Raw genomic sequence first — 14622 nt, forward strand, 5'->3', positions numbered from 1 at the left:
CCCGTCCGGTGGTCGGCCCCGGTGGATGATCGGCGACAAGCGTGCTTCAACGCACAACCAAGCGCCGGGCTCAGCCGTCTAGACCAGCGATCGGCGACCCAGCGCGCCGCCGACGCCACGAAGGATGGACGCACACGTGACGGACAAGGCCGGCCGCCCGTCGGAGCCCACGGGCTCCACTGACGCGGACGAGAGCGCGGGGTCCGCGGGGTCCGCTGCCGAAATCGACTCCGCCGCGTCCACCGACCCGTCAGACGCCGCCGAGGCCGCGTCCGACGAGACCGACGCCGGCGCCGCCGCGAGCGCCGCGGCACCGGAGGGCGCCCCGGACGACGACGCCGACGCCACCCAGGACGGCAGGCCCGACAGCAGCGGCAACGGCAACGGGCAGGGCGACGGGTCGGCGCCGGGCGATGAAGGCGGCAGGCCGCGGTACTGGCTGCGCTGGACCGCGCTCGGGACCTCGCTCGTCGTACTCGCCGCCGCCGGGGTCGGCTGGTGGTTCTACCGCAAGCTCGACTCCAACATCACCACGGACATCACCGCCGCGGCCGAGCTCGAGACGTACGAGAAGGAGCGCCCCGCCCCCGTCGCCGTCGACGCCCAGAACATCCTGCTTCTCGGCTCCGACACCCGCACCGGTGAGGGCAACAGCAAGTACGGCCGCGACGAGGCCGGCGGCAGCGAGCGCTCCGACACGACGATTCTGCTGCACATCTCGGCCGACCATAAGAGCGCGACGGCGATCTCGATCCCGCGCGACCTGATGGTCACGATCCCGAGTTGCGGCAAGCGGGGCGGCGGCCGCACCAAGGAGCAGCGCGCGCAGTTCAACTGGGCGTTCCAGTTCGGCGGGGCGGCCTGCACGATCCGTACGGTCGAGAAGTTCACCGGGGTCCGCATCGACCACCACATGGTGATCGACTTCCGCGGCTTCAAGGACATGGTCGACGCGGTGGACGGCGTCGAGGTGTGTCTCGCGGAGCCGATCGACGACAAGGACGCACGCCTCAAGCTGCCGGCGGGGCCGCAGACGCTCCGTGGCGAGCAGGCCCTCGGGTTCGTGCGGGCGCGCAAGACGCTGGGCAACGGCAGCGACACCGAACGCATGGAGCGCCAGCAGCAGTTCATGGGCGCGTTGGTCAACAAGGTGCAGAGCGACGGCGTGCTGCTCAATCCGACGCGGCTCTATCCGGTGCTCGACGCGGCGACGAAGTCGATCACTACGGATGCCGGTCTGGACTCGCTCAGGGACCTTTACGATCTGACCCGGTCAATTCGCAGCATCCCCACGGAAAAGGTGCAGTTCCTCACCGTGCCGCGCCGGCCGTACCCCGCGAACCCGAACCGGGACGAGCTTGTCCAGCCCGAAGCGAGTCGGCTTTTCAAGAGCCTGCGCGACGACCTCCCGGTCACCGTCGTCCCGACGGACGAGCCGGAGGGCCCGGACCGCGCGGGAGAGGGGGCCGGAAAGCCGGAGACGGACGGCACCGACGGCCCGAGCCCGACGTTCCCCGGCACCAACGCCGCTGAAGGGATGTGCAAGTAAAGCAATGGCCAAACGGAAGCCGAGAGTGAATACGGATTGGGCGGATTGCCCGGTTGTGAGCAACGTGCAATTTGTCACGAGCGTCGCTCGACGCTGAACTGGGCGGATAGTGTGACGCGATCCGGTGCTTCCGACCCTGTGTCGCGCACTGCTGGATCGAAGGACCGAGCGCCTTTCGGGGGGAGGCGCCTCGCGTGGCACCGACGGAGGACTCAAGCAACCGTGGACGCGCAAAGCCGTGGGCGGGCGGACGAGATCGACCCCGCCGACCAGTGGGTACTCAACCCGCAGACCGGCAACTACGAACTGCGACTGGACCAATCCGCACCGCAGTCGGTTCCGTCCTCCAGAGGGTCCTCGAGAGGTTCGGGCCCTCGCGAGTCCGGGGCCGGAGCCGCGGGCAGTCGTCGCGACGCCGTGGCGCAGACCGCGTCGGTCGGCTCCGGCTCCCGGCGCCGTACAGCCGCGCCGGCCCCCGAGGTTCCCGGCCAGCGCAGCCGCCGCGCCGGTGACGCCTCCGGCGGCCGGGCCGCGCAGCAGCAGGCCGGCCGGCGCAAGCGCAATCAGGCCAAGACGCGCAAGAAGAAGGCGCTGCTGTGGACGGGTGGCACCCTGGCGTTCGTGCTCGTCGGCACCGCCGCGGCCGGTTACCTGTACCTCGAGCACCTCAACTCGAACATCACCTCTGTCCCCGACGACGGCGCCGGCACCGGCGGCTTCAGCAAGGACCGGGCCATCAACATCCTGCTGATCGGCACGGACAAGCGCACCGGCGACGGCAACGAGGGCTACGGCGACAGGAACAGCGCGGGCCACGCCGACACCACCGTGCTGCTGCACGTGTCCAAGGACCGCACCAACGCGACGGCGTTGAGCATCCCGCGCGACCTGATCACCGACATCCCGGACTGCCCGACCACGCAGGAGGACGGGACCACCAAGACCATCCCGGGATCGCCCGGCACCCGGTTCAACATCAGCCTCGGCCAGGGGGGCCGCACGCCGAGCTGCACGATGCGCACGGTCACGGAGATCACCGGAATCAAGCCGGACCACTTCATGGTGGCCGACTTCAACGCCGTCAAGACCCTGAGCTCCGCGGTCGGTGGCGTGCCGATCTGCCTCAAGAAGGACCTGAAGGACAAAGACTCCAAGCTGAACCTCCCGGCGGGTGACCACACCCTCGAGGGCGAACAGGCCCTCGCGTTCGTACGCACCCGGCACGCGGTCGGGTTCGGCGGCGACCTCGACCGGATCAAGATCCAGCAGCAGTTCCTCAGTTCGCTGATGCGCAAGCTCAAGTCGAACGACACGCTCACCAGCCCGACGAAGCTGGTGAGCCTGGCCGAGGCGGGCACCAAGGCACTGACCGTCGACTCCAAGATCGACGACGTCATGAAGCTCCGTGATCTCGGTCTGGAGCTCGGCAAGTTCGACATGAAGAACCTGACCTTCGCCACCGTGCCGGTGGTCGACAACCCGGCGGAGAAGGTCAAGGCCACGGTCGTGCTCGACACCGCCAAGGCCGAGTCGCTGTTCGCCATGGTCCGCGAGGACGTGTCGCTCACCGAGGTGGAGGGCCAGAAGAAGGCTGCCAAGGACAAGCAGAACGCACTCCTCGAGGGCACCAGGGCCGAGGCCTCCGATGTGCGCGTCGATGTCTTCAACGGCGGCGGCCCCACCGGCTCCGCCCAGAAGACCCTCGACTGGCTGCAGAACGCCGAGGGCGTCATCAAGTCCGCCAACAAGGGCAACGCCCCGGCAAAGGTCTCGAGGACAACACTGGAGTACGCGCCGAACCAGGCCGACCAGGCCCGCAAGCTCGCGGACCTGATGGGCCTGCCCGCCGCGGCGCTGAAGCCCGGCACCGAGGACGCGGAAGGTCTGGAAGCCATGACGCTGACCCTCGGCCCCGATTTCAAGGGCGCAGGGGTGCCCATCACCGGTCCGGCGAAGCTGCCGGACGACGTGACGCGAGTCGAAGCAGACAAGAAGGTGTGCGCCGAGTGACGCCGTAGGAACGGCTCATGCGGCCGGCCTGACAACAGGGGGGAACCAGGGGTGGGACAGAACAGCGTGCGTGGGGAGGGGACCCGGGAGCACGTTGCGGAGCCCGGCGATCTCGGCTGGGACGACGAGCTGTACGGCGAGGGGACCGGGCGTGTCCCCGGCAGCCGTACGGCTCCGGACGACGAGGACAGCGCGCCGGATGCTGCGGGCGACGGCCACCGGCGCGGTGGTCCGCGGCGGCGCGCGAAGCGCGGCAAGCGCCGGATACTCCGCGGCATCGCGATCACGGTGTCGGTGCTGGTGCTCGGCACCGCCGGGGCGGGTTACCTCTACTACGAGCATCTGAACAGCAAGCTCAAGAAGGACGACCTGACGCTCGGCGACGCGATGCCGGACCACAAGGCGAACGCTGCCGGTCAGACACCGCTGAACATCCTGCTGATCGGCTCCGACGCGCGGAACTCGAAGGCGAACCAGAAACTCGGCGGCGCCAAGGAAACGTTCGGCGCGCCACCGCTCGCCGACGTCCAGATGCTGCTGCACCTGTCCGCGGACCGCAGCAACCTCTCGGTCATCAGCATGCCGCGGGACACACTCGTGGACATCCCGGAGTGCACCGACCCGGACACCAAGAAGACCTTCCCCGCCACCCGACTCGCGCTCACCAACGAGTCACTGGGCCGTGGCGGGCCGGGATGCGCGGTGGCAACCTGGTACGAACTCACGGGCATCACCATCGACCACTTCATGATGATCGACTTCGCGGGCGTGGTCTCGATGGCCGACGCGATAGGCGGCGTCCCGGTCTGCGTCGAGGAGAACATCCACTCCCGCGCCTGGGACGGCAAGGGCTCCGGCCTGAAGCTGGAGAAGGGCACCACGCCGATCAAGGGCGAGCAGGCGCTGCAGTGGCTGCGTACCCGCTACGGCTTCGACGACGGCACCGACCTCGCCCGTGCGCACGGTCAGCACATGTACATGAACTCGATGGTCCGCGAGCTGCGCAGGAACACCAAGCTCACCGACCCGAACAAGCTGCGCAAGCTCGCGGAGGCGGCCATCGACGCGCTCACCGTCGACAAGGGCATCAACACCGTCAAGGACCTGTACGACCTGGGCACACAGCTCAAGAGCGTCCCGACCTCCCGCATCACGATGACGACGATGCCGAACGTCTACAGCCAGCGGCCCGAGGCCCGCTTCAAGGGCAAGGTGGAGCCCATGCCGGGTGACGCCGAGAAGCTGTTCCGGATGGTGCGCGAGGACACCCCGCTGGACGGCAAGGGGCCGAAGAAGCCCCCGGCCGAACCAGCCGAGTCCAAGGACCCCGCCGATGTCCCCGCGGAGATCGCCGTCATGGTGCGCAACGGCACCGGCGGCGACGGGCAGATCGCCGAACGCGGCCGGGCGACGGCCGTGACGGACATGCTGGCCGACAAGGGCTTCGCCGGCGCCAAGGCCGACAGCACGCTCGACCCGCAGAAGACGACGATCGTGCTGTACTCCAACGCCGAACTGGAGGGCGACGCACAGGCGGTCGCCAAGTCCCTGGGTATTCCCATGAGTTCGGTGAAGAGGTCAACGGACGCCACCGGCATCCAGCTGATCGTCGGCGCGGACTGGCGGAAGGGCGACACCTACCCGAAGTCGAACGCCAAGCCCGACAACAAGACCCCGGACACGGCGAACGTCCTCCGCGGCGACAACGACGAGGCGTGCATGCCGGTGCAGGAGGGCTTCACCTGGTAGCAGCCCGGGACGGAGAAGGGCCCGGTCGCGTCGACCGGGCCCTTCCTCGTGTCCGTGCGGGTATCAGACGGCGGCCCTGACCGACGGCCTCTTGCTCGCGATGACCTTCCTCGCCAGCGAACGCGGGCTCGTCAGGAAGCCGTACCCCCACGACATGTGCATCGTGGCCAGCGCCACCGGGATCTGCAGCCGGGCCTTCAGCGGGAGGCCCTTGCCGGCGGGCACCGAGCCGGCGGTGATCGCCGCGAGGTAGCCGGCGGGGACGACGAAGGCCCACGGCGTCAGCGCGGCGCCCACCACGACACCGGCGGCGATGGCGCACAGGGCCGTCGGCGGAGCCAGGTAGCGGAGGTTGATGGAGCCCTGGTGGTAGCGGGCGACGACATGGCGCCAACGGCCATAGTCCTTGTACTGCTTGGCGAGCGCCCGCACGGAGGGCCGCGGGCGGTACTGGACCTTCAGTTCGGGCGAGAACCAGATCAGGCCGCCGGCTTCCCGAATCCGGAAGTTCAGCTCCCAGTCCTGGGCGCGGACGAACTCCTCGTTGTAGCCGCCCTGCTGCTCCAGCGCCTCCCGGCGGAAGACGCCCAGGTACACGGTCTCCGCCGGGCCGGCCTTGCCGCCGGTGTGGAACGCGGCGTTGCCGACACCGACCTTGGAGGTCATCGCGGCCGCGACCGCGTCCTCCCAGGCGTTCTCGCCCTCGGCGTGCATGATGCCGCCGACGTTCTGTGCGCCGGTCTCCTCCAGGAGACGAACCGCGGTCGCGATGTAGTTGGGCGACAGCATGCCGTGGCCGTCGACACGCACCACGATCGGGTGCTTCGACGCCTTGATGGCGGCGTTCAGCGCGGCCGGGGTGCGACCGGTCGGGTTGGGCACCGTATGGACACGGGCTCGTTCGTTGGAAGCGGTCTCGCGTACCAGCTCGGCGGCGATCTCGTCGGTGCGGTCCGTGGACGGTCCGAGCGCGATCACCACCTCCATCTCGCCGTCGTAGTCCTGCTCGAGGATGTGACGGACGGAATTGCGGAGATGCCGCTCCTCGTTGAGGACCGGCATGATCACGGAGACAGCGGGCGTGGCGTTCATCGTCCGCCACGTTACCGCGAACGGGGGACTGTGAGGCGCGGCGGCCGGTGGACACAGATCGTATCGGCCTACGGTGCGGGGAATCCCCTGTCGTCCGCGGAGGTGTCCTCTTGCCCTCACCGCCCCGCCCCCGCCCCCGTAAGGCCCCGCAGCCCGGCACCGCACGGCCCGCCGCGCGGCGGACGTCGCGGCAGGGAGGACGGCCGCGCCAGGACGGGCGTCCGCGCTGGGGTCCTCGGTTCGTGACAACTCTCTCGGTGCTGGTGCTGGGAGTGGGCGGCATCGGACACGCCGTGGTCTCCAGCCTCGACACCGAAATCGCTCGGGTCGACCCCTTCAGTGACATGAAGAACCGGCCGGACGAGGGCCGCGGTATGAACGTTCTCATCGTCGGCACGGACGCCCGCGACAAGATCACGCCGGAGCAGAAGCAGAAGTACCGGCTCGGCGGTGCGCCCTGCAACTGCACCGACACGATCATGCTCGTGCACATCTCCCGGAACCGGGAGCGCGCCAGCGTGGTCAGCCTCCCCCGGGACAGTTACGCGGAGATCCCCGAGCACACGGACATCACCACGGGCAAGCACCACAAGCCGCATCCCGTGAAGCTCAACGCCGCCTACGCGGAGGGTGGTCCCGGCCTGACCGTCCGGACGGTCGAGCACATGACCAAGGTGAAGATCGACCATTACCTCGAGATCGACTTCACCAGTTTCATGAAGACCGTGGACGCGCTGGGCGGGGTGGAGGTCTGCACCACCCGGCCGATGAAGGACACGTACACCGGCCTGGATCTACCGGTCGGCACACACAAGCTCACCGGCGGGCAGGCGCTGCAGTATGTGCGCTCACGCCATATCGACGGGGCCGCGGACCTCGGCCGTATGCAGCGCCAGCAGCGCTTCCTGGCCGCTCTCGTCGACCGGGCGACCAGCAGCCGGGTCCTGCTCAATCCCGTGAAGTTCCGTCACATCTCTTCCACCATGCTGGGCTCGGTCCGCGCCGACAAGGGCTTCGGCACCAAGGAGATGCTCGCTCTCGGCAGGGCCATGCGGGGCTTCTCACCCGCGTCGTCCGAGTTCACGTCCGTACCCGTCGGCGACGTCGGCTACCTGGTCCCGGGCGTCGGCTCCACCGTGAAGTGGGACACGGCCAAAGCGGAGAAGCTCTTCGCGTTGCTGCGCGACGACCGGCCGCTGGCGCCGCACCGGCCGAAGCGGCAGAAGGCCGATGTGGTCGACGTCTCCCCCGACCGGATCCAGGTGCAGGTCTACAACGGCACCGGCATCAAGGGACTCGGCACCAAGGTCGACAAGGCCCTGGACGCCATCGGCTTCGACACCACCCGGGCCCCCGCGGACGGCGGAGGCGGCCAGGTGGAGCGCACGTACGTGACGTACGACCCTCGCTGGGACCGCTCGGCGAAGTCGCTCCAGGCGGCGCTGCCCGGTGCGGAACTGCGCCCGGTGAAGGGCCAGGGGCCGATGCTGAAGGTGACGGCGGGGACCGACTTCACCTCCGTCACACCGGTGCGGACGCAGACGCCGCACCAGGGGGAGTTCGGCGCCGTGACCGGCGACCAGGTGGTCTGTCCGTAGCCGCCCGGCCGGAGGGCGCCCGGGGCGTCGCGGCTCAGCCGTCCATGCCCTCCGCCGCGCGCTTCTCGCGCAGCTCCCGAATCGCCCGGCGCCTGGCCAGCCGGTGCGTACGCCGAATCTGCGCCTCCTGGTAGCGCCGCTGGTCCCGCTCGGTCTCCGGAACGACCGGCGGTACGGGCCGGGGCTTGCCGTCCGCGTCCACGGCCGCGAAGACGAGATAGGCACTGCCGACCTGCTGGGCCGGCGTCGACTCGTTCCAGCGCTCGGCGAGCACGCGCACACCGACCTCCATCGAGGACCGGCCCGTCCAGTTGACCTGTGCCTTCACATGGACCAGGTCGCCCACCCTGACCGGCTCGAGGAACACCATCTCGTCCATCGAGGCGGTGACGGCGGGCCCGCCCGAGTGCCGGCCCGCGACGGCTCCCGCCGCGTCGTCCACCAGTTTCATGATCACGCCTCCGTGCACGGTGCCGAGGAGATTCGTGTCACTTCCGGTCATGATGTGGCTGAGGGTGGTACGGGATGCCGAAGTGGGTTTACCCGGAATTTCGTCCTCCGGGCGCGGGGCCTGATCTGTCATGGCGCCCACCATATGCCGGGGCGGAAATGCATCAGCTTCGCTACAGCCCTGGTGCGATTCCCCACCCGCCCTGTCTGACCGGCTGCCGCGCCCTGCACACTGTTCCGCATGAATGACTGGCCCGATGGACGGACGGACAACGGCGGCAACGGCAGAGGCCGCGGCTACGGGCGCGGCAGCGCCGGTGCGCAGCCCGAGGGCGCGCGCGTCATGCGCCACGTCCAGCGACCGGCCGCACCGCAGCACGGCGGGGTTCCCCCGCAGCAGCAGCGGGGTTACGACCAGGGCTACGCGGAGCCCGGTTACGACAGCGGCTACAACACGGGCCAGGTCTACGGCGGGACCGACCGCGGAGGCGCCGGCATCCCCCCGCAGGGCCGGCCGCCCAGGCAGCCCGGCCCGGCGCCGGACTGGCGCCGCAGATTCAAGGTCGGCTCGATCCTCCTGCTCGTCGCCGTCCTCGCCACGTCCATCGGCACCTACTTCTGGGCCGACTCCAAAGTGCGGCGCGAGGTCGACCTCTCGAAGGTCGTCGAGCGGCCCGAGGAAGGCGACTGCACCACGTATCTGATCGTCGGCTCGGACAGCCGTGAGGGCATGTCCGCCGAGGAGAAGAAGAGGCTGCGCACCGGCTCGGCCGAAGGCAAGCGCACCGACTCCATGATGATCCTCGCGGCCTGCTCCAGCGGGAACACCATGGTGTCGCTGCCGCGTGACTCGGACGTCGAGATACCGACCTTCGTCGGCTCCGAGTCCGGCAAGACGTTCCAGGGCACCGGCCGGCGGGTCAAGCTCAACGCCGCCTACGCGGAGGACGGGCCCGAGCTGCTGGTCCGCACGGTCGAGCACAACACCGGTCTGCGCATCGACCACTACGCCGAGATCGGCTTCGCGGGCTTCGCGGGCATCGTCGACGCACTCGGCGGTGTCGAGATGAACATCGAGAAGGGCTTCAAGGACAAGAAGTCCGGCGCCGACTTCGAAGCCGGCAAGCAGACCCTCGACGGCGAGCAGGCCCTGGCCTTCGTCCGCACCCGGTACGCCTTCGCCGAGTCGGACCTGGCGCGCACCAAGAACCAGCAGAAGTTCCTGTCCGCGATGGCCAGCCAGGCCGCGACGCCGGGCACGGTCCTCAACCCGTTCAAGCTGTACCCCGTGATGGGCGCGGGCCTGGACACCCTGATCGTCGACAAGGACATGTCCCTGTTCGACCTGGGCGAGATGTTCTTCGCCATGAAGGGCGTCACGGACGGCGAGGGCACCTCGATGAACATGCCGACCTCGGGCAGCAACGGCGGCAACCTCGTGTGGGACAAGACGAAGGTCCAGCAGTTGGTGAAGCAGATCCAGAACGACGAGAAGGTCACCGTCAGCGACAAGTGACGACCACGTCGCAGGGCCCGCACCGCACGCGGCGGTTTCCAGCGGGCCCTTTCGCTTGAGCGGCACCGTCCTGGCGTCACGCCGGACGTACGGGAATGGGTCGCGTGCGAACCGGGGTTGCAGCGAGTGCGACGTCATGTCGCATCGGCAACGGAGGGCATCCCATGAAGATCGGCATCATCGGCGCCGGCAACATCGGCGGCAATCTCACCCGCAGGCTCACGTCCCTCGGCCACGACGTCTCCGTGGCCAACTCGCGCGGGCCGCACACGCTCACCGCGCTGGTCGAGGAGACCGGGGCGAAGCCGGTCCGCGTGGAGGAGGCGGCCCGCGGGGCGGACGTGGTGGTGGTGACCATCCCGTTCAAGAACGTCCCCGACCTGCCTTCCGGGCTGTTCGCGGAGGCCGCGGCGAACCTCGCCGTCATCGACACGGGCAACTACTACCCGAGGGAACGCGACGGGCGGATCGCCGGTGTGGAGGACGAGGGCCTGACCGAGAGCCGCTGGACCGAGCGGCAGATCGGGCATCCGGTGATCAAGGCGTTCAACGGCACTTATGCGCAGGACATCGTCGACAGGGCACTGCCCGCCGGCCACCTCGACCGCATCGCGATCCCCGTGGCCGGAGACGACGAGGCGGCGAAGGCGGTCGTCCGGCAGCTGATCGACGAGATCGGCTTCGACACGGTGGACGCGGGCGGTACGGACGATTCCTGGCGGCAGCAGCCCGGCACCCCGGTCTACGGGCTGCGCGGCGGTGTGAAGGCGGTCACCAAGGCGCTGGACGAGGCGTCGCCGCAACGGCCGGAGGCGTTCCGCGGATAGCCGCCCCGAGGGCATGCAGGAAAAGAGCCGGCGCCCTTGCCGATGACGGCAGGGGCGCCGGCTCGTTGACCGAAGCGATCTTGTACGCGCCGGAGATTACGGCAGGTTCCTCGCCATGACGATCCGCTGAACCTGATTCGTGCCTTCATAAATCTGCGTGATCTTGGCGTCGCGCATCATGCGCTCCACGGGGTAGTCACGGGTGTAGCCATAGCCGCCGAGCAGCTGGACGGCATCCGTGGTGACCTCCATCGCGACGTCGGAGGCGAAGCACTTCGCCGCCGCGCCCTGGAAGGTGAGATCCGCGTCGCCGCGCTCGGACTTGGCGGCGGCCGCATAGGTGAGCTGGCGGGCTGCCTCGAGCTTCATCGCCATGTCCGCGAGCATGAACTGGATGCCTTGGAAGTCGGCGATCGGCTTGCCGAACTGCTTGCGCTCCTTGACGTAGCCCTTGGCGTAGTCGAGGGCGCCCTGGGCGATGCCCAGCGCCTGGGCCGCGATGGTGATGCGGGTGTGGTCCAGGGTCTTCATCGCCGTGGCGAAGCCCGTGCCCTCCGCGCCGATCATGCGGTCGGCGGGGATGCGGACGTTGTCGAGGTAGACCTCGCGGGTCGGGGAGCCCTTGATGCCGAGCTTCTTCTCCGGGGCGCCGAAGGAGACGCCGGGGTCGGACTTCTCGACGACGAAGGCGGAGATCCCCTTGGAGCGCTTCTCGGGGTCGGTCACGGCCATGACCGTGTAGTACTCGGAGACACCGGCGTTGGTGATCCAGCGCTTCACGCCGTTGAGGACGTAGAAGTCGCCGTCGCGGACCGCTTTGGTCTTCATGCCGGCTGCGTCGGAGCCGGCGTCGGGCTCGGAGAGGCAGTACGAGAACATCGCGTCGCCCTTGGCGAGCGGTCCCAGGTACTTCTTCTTCAGCTCCTCGGAGCCGGAGAGGATCACGGGGAGCGAACCGAGCTTGTTCACGGCCGGGATGAGGGAGGAGGACGCGCAGACGCGGGCCACCTCCTCGATCACGATGACCGTGGCGAGCGCGTCGGCGCCCGCGCCGCCGTAGCTCTCCGGGACGTGCACCGCGTGCAGGTCGGAGGCGACCAGCGCGTCGAGGGCCTCCTGCGGGAAGCGTGCTTCCTCGTCCACCGCGGCCGCGAACGGCGCGATCTTCGCCTCGGCGAGGGAGCGGACCGTCTCACGGAGCATGTCGTGCTCTTCCGACGGGCGATACAGATCGAAGTCGGCCGATCCTGCCAAGACTCTCACTCCCCAAGGTGTTAACTACCGTTAAGTATTCGAATTTTAGACGCCTCTCCTCGCGCAGGCATACGTGAGTTTGCCGACAGCTCGGGGCGGTGGGCGACGCGTGCTGTGGGGTGCCCCGCAAAGCCCCGGATATGCTCGGCCCCGCACGTCCCCGGCCCGCGTCGTACTGGAGCACCCCATGGCCCTCAAGATCACCGTGATCGGCACCGGATACCTCGGCGCCACACACGCCGCGGCCATGGCGGAGCTGGGCTTCGAGGTCCTGGGCCTCGACGTCGTTCCCGAGAAGATCGAGATGCTCGCGGCGGGCAAGGTCCCCATGTACGAGCCCGGCCTCGAGGACCTGCTGCGCAAGCACGTCGCAGGCATCGAGGGCTCCAGCGGACGGCTGCGGTTCACCACCTCGTACGAGGAGGCCGGCGACTTCGGCGACGTCCACTTCGTGTGTGTGAACACGCCGCAGAAGCAGAGCGAGTACGCCTGCGACATGTCGTACGTCGACGCCGCCTTCGCGTCGCTCGCGCCGCACCTGAAGCGCGCCGCGCTGGTCGTCGGCAAGTCGACCGTGCCGGTCGGCTCCGCGGAGCGGCTGGGCGCCATGCTCGCGAGGACGGCCCCGGCGGGTGTGGACGTGGAGCTGGCCTGGAACCCGGAGTTCCTCCGCGAGGGCTTCGCGGTCGACGACACGCTGCACCCCGACCGGATCGTGGTCGGCGTGAACAGCGAGCGCGCGGAGAAGCTGCTGCGGGAGGTGTACGCGACGCCGGTGGGCGAGGGTTCGCCGTTCGTCGTGACCGACTTCCCGACCGCGGAGCTGGTGAAGACGGCGGCGAACTCGTTCCTGGCGACCAAGATCTCGTTCATCAACGCGATGGCCGAGGTGTGCGAGGCCGCGGGCGGCGATGTGCTGAAGCTGGCGGAGGCCATCGGCTACGACGAGCGGATCGGGAAGAAGTTCCTGCGGGCGGGCGTCGGTTTCGGCGGAGGCTGTCTGCCGAAGGACATCCGCGCCTTCATGGCGCGCGCCGGTGAGCTGGGCGCGGATCAGGCGCTCACGTTCCTGCGCGAGGTCGACTCCATCAACATGCGCCGTCGCGGGCACATGGTGGAGTTGGCGCGGGACGCGGTCGGCGGCGGCTCCTTCCTGGGCAAGCGGGTGGCGGTGCTGGGCGCGACGTTCAAGCCGGACTCGGACGACGTCCGGGACTCGCCGGCGCTGAACGTGGCGGGCCAGATCCATCTCCAGGGCGGCCAGGTCACGGTGTACGACCCCAAGGGCATGGAGAACGCGCGGCGGCTCTTCCCGACGCTCGGTTACGCGGAGTCCGCGCGCGAGGCGGTACGGGCCGCGGACGTCGTGCTGCACCTGACGGAGTGGCGCGAGTTCCGGGAGCTGGACACGGCCGAGCTGGCGACGGTCGTGTCGTCGCCGATCATCCTCGACGGCCGCAATGCGCTGGACCCGGCGGCCTGGCGCGAGGCCGGGTGGACGTACCGCGCGATGGGGCGCCCGCGGGCGTAACACCCCTTTTCCGAACGCCTGGCGGGGCTGCCGTGCGATGAACGGCCAAGGAGTCCCACCGGGTCAGCCGGATGCGGCGCGGCGGGCCCTGTATGCGCGCATCTTGGCGCGGGCGCCGCAGACGGACATCGAGCACCAGCGGCTGCGGCCCGCCGGGCTGCGGTCGTAGTACGCCCACTGGCAGTCCTGGGCTTCACATGCCTTGAGGCGGGTCCAGGTGCTGTCCGCGGCGGCCGCCGCGATGGCTTCGGCGATCCGCGAGAGCAGCGTCGGCGGGCCGAGGAGGCGCAGGCCGGCCGAGCCGTCGGCGGCGATGGCCACACGCAACGGGGCCTCGGACAGGAGCGTGTCGAGCACGGTGGAGACGCCGTGGCCCGCGTGGGCCAGGCAGGCGGCGCGCAGAGCCTCGCGCAGCTCGCGGGCCGCGGGGACGTCCGTCTCCGTGAGGTCGAAGCGCGCTCGGCCTTCGGGCGTGTCCAGGGTGTCCGCGCCCGTCTCGATGTCCAGTGTGTTCACCAGGGCCTCGACCAGCGCGAGGCCGCCGGGTGCGGAAGCCCTGTCATTCATGCTTGCGACGTTACCTCTTATGCGGGAGCATGCAGTAACCGTTACCCGTTAGAGGCTGGTAGCGGTAACTACCATGGTGACCATCGAGGAGAAGACATGGCTATCGCCAAGCTCGGGGCCGTTGTGCTCGACTGTCCCGACCCCGTCGCACTCGCGCGGTTCTACGCCGGGATCCTGGGCGGGGAGATCAAGATCCAGGCGGAAGACGACCAGCAGTGGGTGGATCTCGAGGGAGTCGCCGGCACGACTCTCGCGTTCCAGGCGGCGCCCGGTTTCGTACCCCCGAAGTGGCCCTCCGCCGAGGAGTCGCAGCAGTTCCATCTGGACCTGACCGTCGACGACATGGACGCCGCCGAGGCGAAGGTGCTGGAGCTCGGTGCCACCGCGCTGGAGGCGGACGACCGGAAGCGGTCGTTCCGCGTGTACGCGGACCCGGCCGGGCATCCGTTCTGCCTCTGCGCCGGCTAGAACCGTCCCGC

12 protein-coding genes are annotated in these 14622 nt (G+C 69.3%); 8 read left to right on the top strand and 4 right to left on the bottom strand.

Translation table 11 applies throughout. The features are described 5' to 3' along the window. Positions 1–136: 136 nt before the first annotated feature. The 3 genes from ACIQ7Q_RS14860 to ACIQ7Q_RS14870 all read left to right on the top strand — a co-directional run bounded on the left by ACIQ7Q_RS14860 (position 137) and on the right by ACIQ7Q_RS14870 (position 5308). Positions 137–1549 (top strand): LCP family protein, encoded by a 1413-nt coding sequence (locus ACIQ7Q_RS14860; RefSeq protein WP_403860659.1) that lies wholly within the window; start codon positions 137–139, stop codon positions 1547–1549. A 222-nt stretch (positions 1550–1771) separates the two neighbouring features. Next, positions 1772–3559: an LCP family protein gene (locus ACIQ7Q_RS14865; protein WP_403860661.1), complete on the top strand. Its 1788-nt coding sequence runs from the start codon at positions 1772–1774 to the stop codon at positions 3557–3559. A 51-nt stretch (positions 3560–3610) separates the two neighbouring features. Beyond that, the gene (locus ACIQ7Q_RS14870; RefSeq protein WP_403860664.1) at positions 3611–5308 is read left to right on the top strand and encodes an LCP family protein; all 1698 of its coding nucleotides are present in this window, start codon (positions 3611–3613) and stop codon (positions 5306–5308) included. Positions 5309–5371: 63 nt separating this feature from the next. On the opposite strand, the gene ACIQ7Q_RS14875 is transcribed toward ACIQ7Q_RS14870, so the two are convergent. Beyond that, on the bottom strand, positions 5372–6400 hold the full coding sequence (locus ACIQ7Q_RS14875) for a glycosyltransferase family 2 protein (protein WP_403860666.1): 1029 nt from the start codon (positions 6398–6400) through the stop codon (positions 5372–5374). A gap of 110 nt (positions 6401–6510) precedes the next feature. On the opposite strand from ACIQ7Q_RS14875, the gene ACIQ7Q_RS14880 reads away from it, so the two are divergent. Next, positions 6511–7998: an LCP family protein gene (locus ACIQ7Q_RS14880; protein ID WP_403860669.1), complete on the top strand. Its 1488-nt coding sequence runs from the start codon at positions 6511–6513 to the stop codon at positions 7996–7998. A gap of 34 nt (positions 7999–8032) precedes the next feature. On the opposite strand, the gene ACIQ7Q_RS14885 is transcribed toward ACIQ7Q_RS14880, so the two are convergent. Further along, complete coding sequence (locus ACIQ7Q_RS14885) at positions 8033–8581, bottom strand: acyl-CoA thioesterase (protein WP_403860671.1); 549 nt, start codon at positions 8579–8581, stop codon at positions 8033–8035. A 108-nt stretch (positions 8582–8689) separates the two neighbouring features. Between ACIQ7Q_RS14885 and ACIQ7Q_RS14890 the strand changes: the two genes are divergently transcribed. Together ACIQ7Q_RS14890 and ACIQ7Q_RS14895 are read left to right on the top strand one after the other, a co-directional pair. Next, positions 8690–9964, top strand: a complete 1275-nt coding sequence (locus ACIQ7Q_RS14890) for an LCP family protein (protein WP_403860674.1) — start codon at positions 8690–8692, stop codon at positions 9962–9964. Positions 9965–10059: 95 nt separating this feature from the next. Beyond that, the gene (locus tag ACIQ7Q_RS14895; protein WP_403860677.1) at positions 10060–10791 is read left to right on the top strand and encodes an NADPH-dependent F420 reductase; all 732 of its coding nucleotides are present in this window, start codon (positions 10060–10062) and stop codon (positions 10789–10791) included. A gap of 96 nt (positions 10792–10887) precedes the next feature. Here the strand turns inward: ACIQ7Q_RS14895 and ACIQ7Q_RS14900 are convergent, their stop codons facing one another. Beyond that, positions 10888–12045, bottom strand: a complete 1158-nt coding sequence (locus ACIQ7Q_RS14900; RefSeq protein WP_356630643.1) for an acyl-CoA dehydrogenase — start codon at positions 12043–12045, stop codon at positions 10888–10890. 187 nt (positions 12046–12232) lie between these two features. Here ACIQ7Q_RS14900 and ACIQ7Q_RS14905 point away from each other — a divergent pair, with 187 nt between their 5' ends. Then, positions 12233–13576, top strand: a complete 1344-nt coding sequence (locus ACIQ7Q_RS14905) for a UDP-glucose dehydrogenase family protein (RefSeq protein WP_403860680.1) — start codon at positions 12233–12235, stop codon at positions 13574–13576. A gap of 63 nt (positions 13577–13639) precedes the next feature. On the opposite strand, the gene ACIQ7Q_RS14910 is transcribed toward ACIQ7Q_RS14905, so the two are convergent. Next, positions 13640–14143 carry a CGNR zinc finger domain-containing protein gene (locus ACIQ7Q_RS14910; protein ID WP_403860683.1) on the bottom strand — a complete coding sequence of 168 codons (504 nt, stop codon included), beginning with the start codon at positions 14141–14143 and terminating at the stop codon, positions 13640–13642. 96 nt (positions 14144–14239) lie between these two features. On the opposite strand from ACIQ7Q_RS14910, the gene ACIQ7Q_RS14915 reads away from it, so the two are divergent. Next, entirely contained in the window at positions 14240–14611 is a 372-nt protein-coding gene (locus ACIQ7Q_RS14915; protein WP_403860686.1) for a VOC family protein, read from the top strand. Positions 14612–14622 lie beyond the last annotated feature (11 nt).

The organism is Streptomyces sp. NPDC096176 (genome assembly GCF_044763255.1).
Taxonomy (GTDB): Bacteria; Actinomycetota; Actinomycetes; order Streptomycetales; family Streptomycetaceae; genus Streptomyces.

Bases quoted from the DNA above. Each gene is read 5' to 3' on its own strand.
- ACIQ7Q_RS14875 (WP_403860666.1), bottom strand. From the start codon at position 6,400: ATGAACGCCACGCCCGCTGTCTCCGTGATCATGCCGGTCCTCAACGAG.
- ACIQ7Q_RS14885 (WP_403860671.1), bottom strand. From the start codon at position 8,581: ATGACAGATCAGGCCCCGCGCCCGGAGGACGAAATTCCGGGTAAACCC.
- ACIQ7Q_RS14890 (WP_403860674.1), top strand. From the start codon at position 8,690: ATGAATGACTGGCCCGATGGACGGACGGACAACGGCGGCAACGGCAGA.
- ACIQ7Q_RS14895 (WP_403860677.1), top strand. From the start codon at position 10,060: ATGGGTCGCGTGCGAACCGGGGTTGCAGCGAGTGCGACGTCATGTCGC.
- ACIQ7Q_RS14905 (WP_403860680.1), top strand. From the start codon at position 12,233: ATGGCCCTCAAGATCACCGTGATCGGCACCGGATACCTCGGCGCCACA.
- ACIQ7Q_RS14910 (WP_403860683.1), bottom strand. From the start codon at position 14,143: ATGAATGACAGGGCTTCCGCACCCGGCGGCCTCGCGCTGGTCGAGGCC.
- ACIQ7Q_RS14915 (WP_403860686.1), top strand. From the start codon at position 14,240: ATGGCTATCGCCAAGCTCGGGGCCGTTGTGCTCGACTGTCCCGACCCC.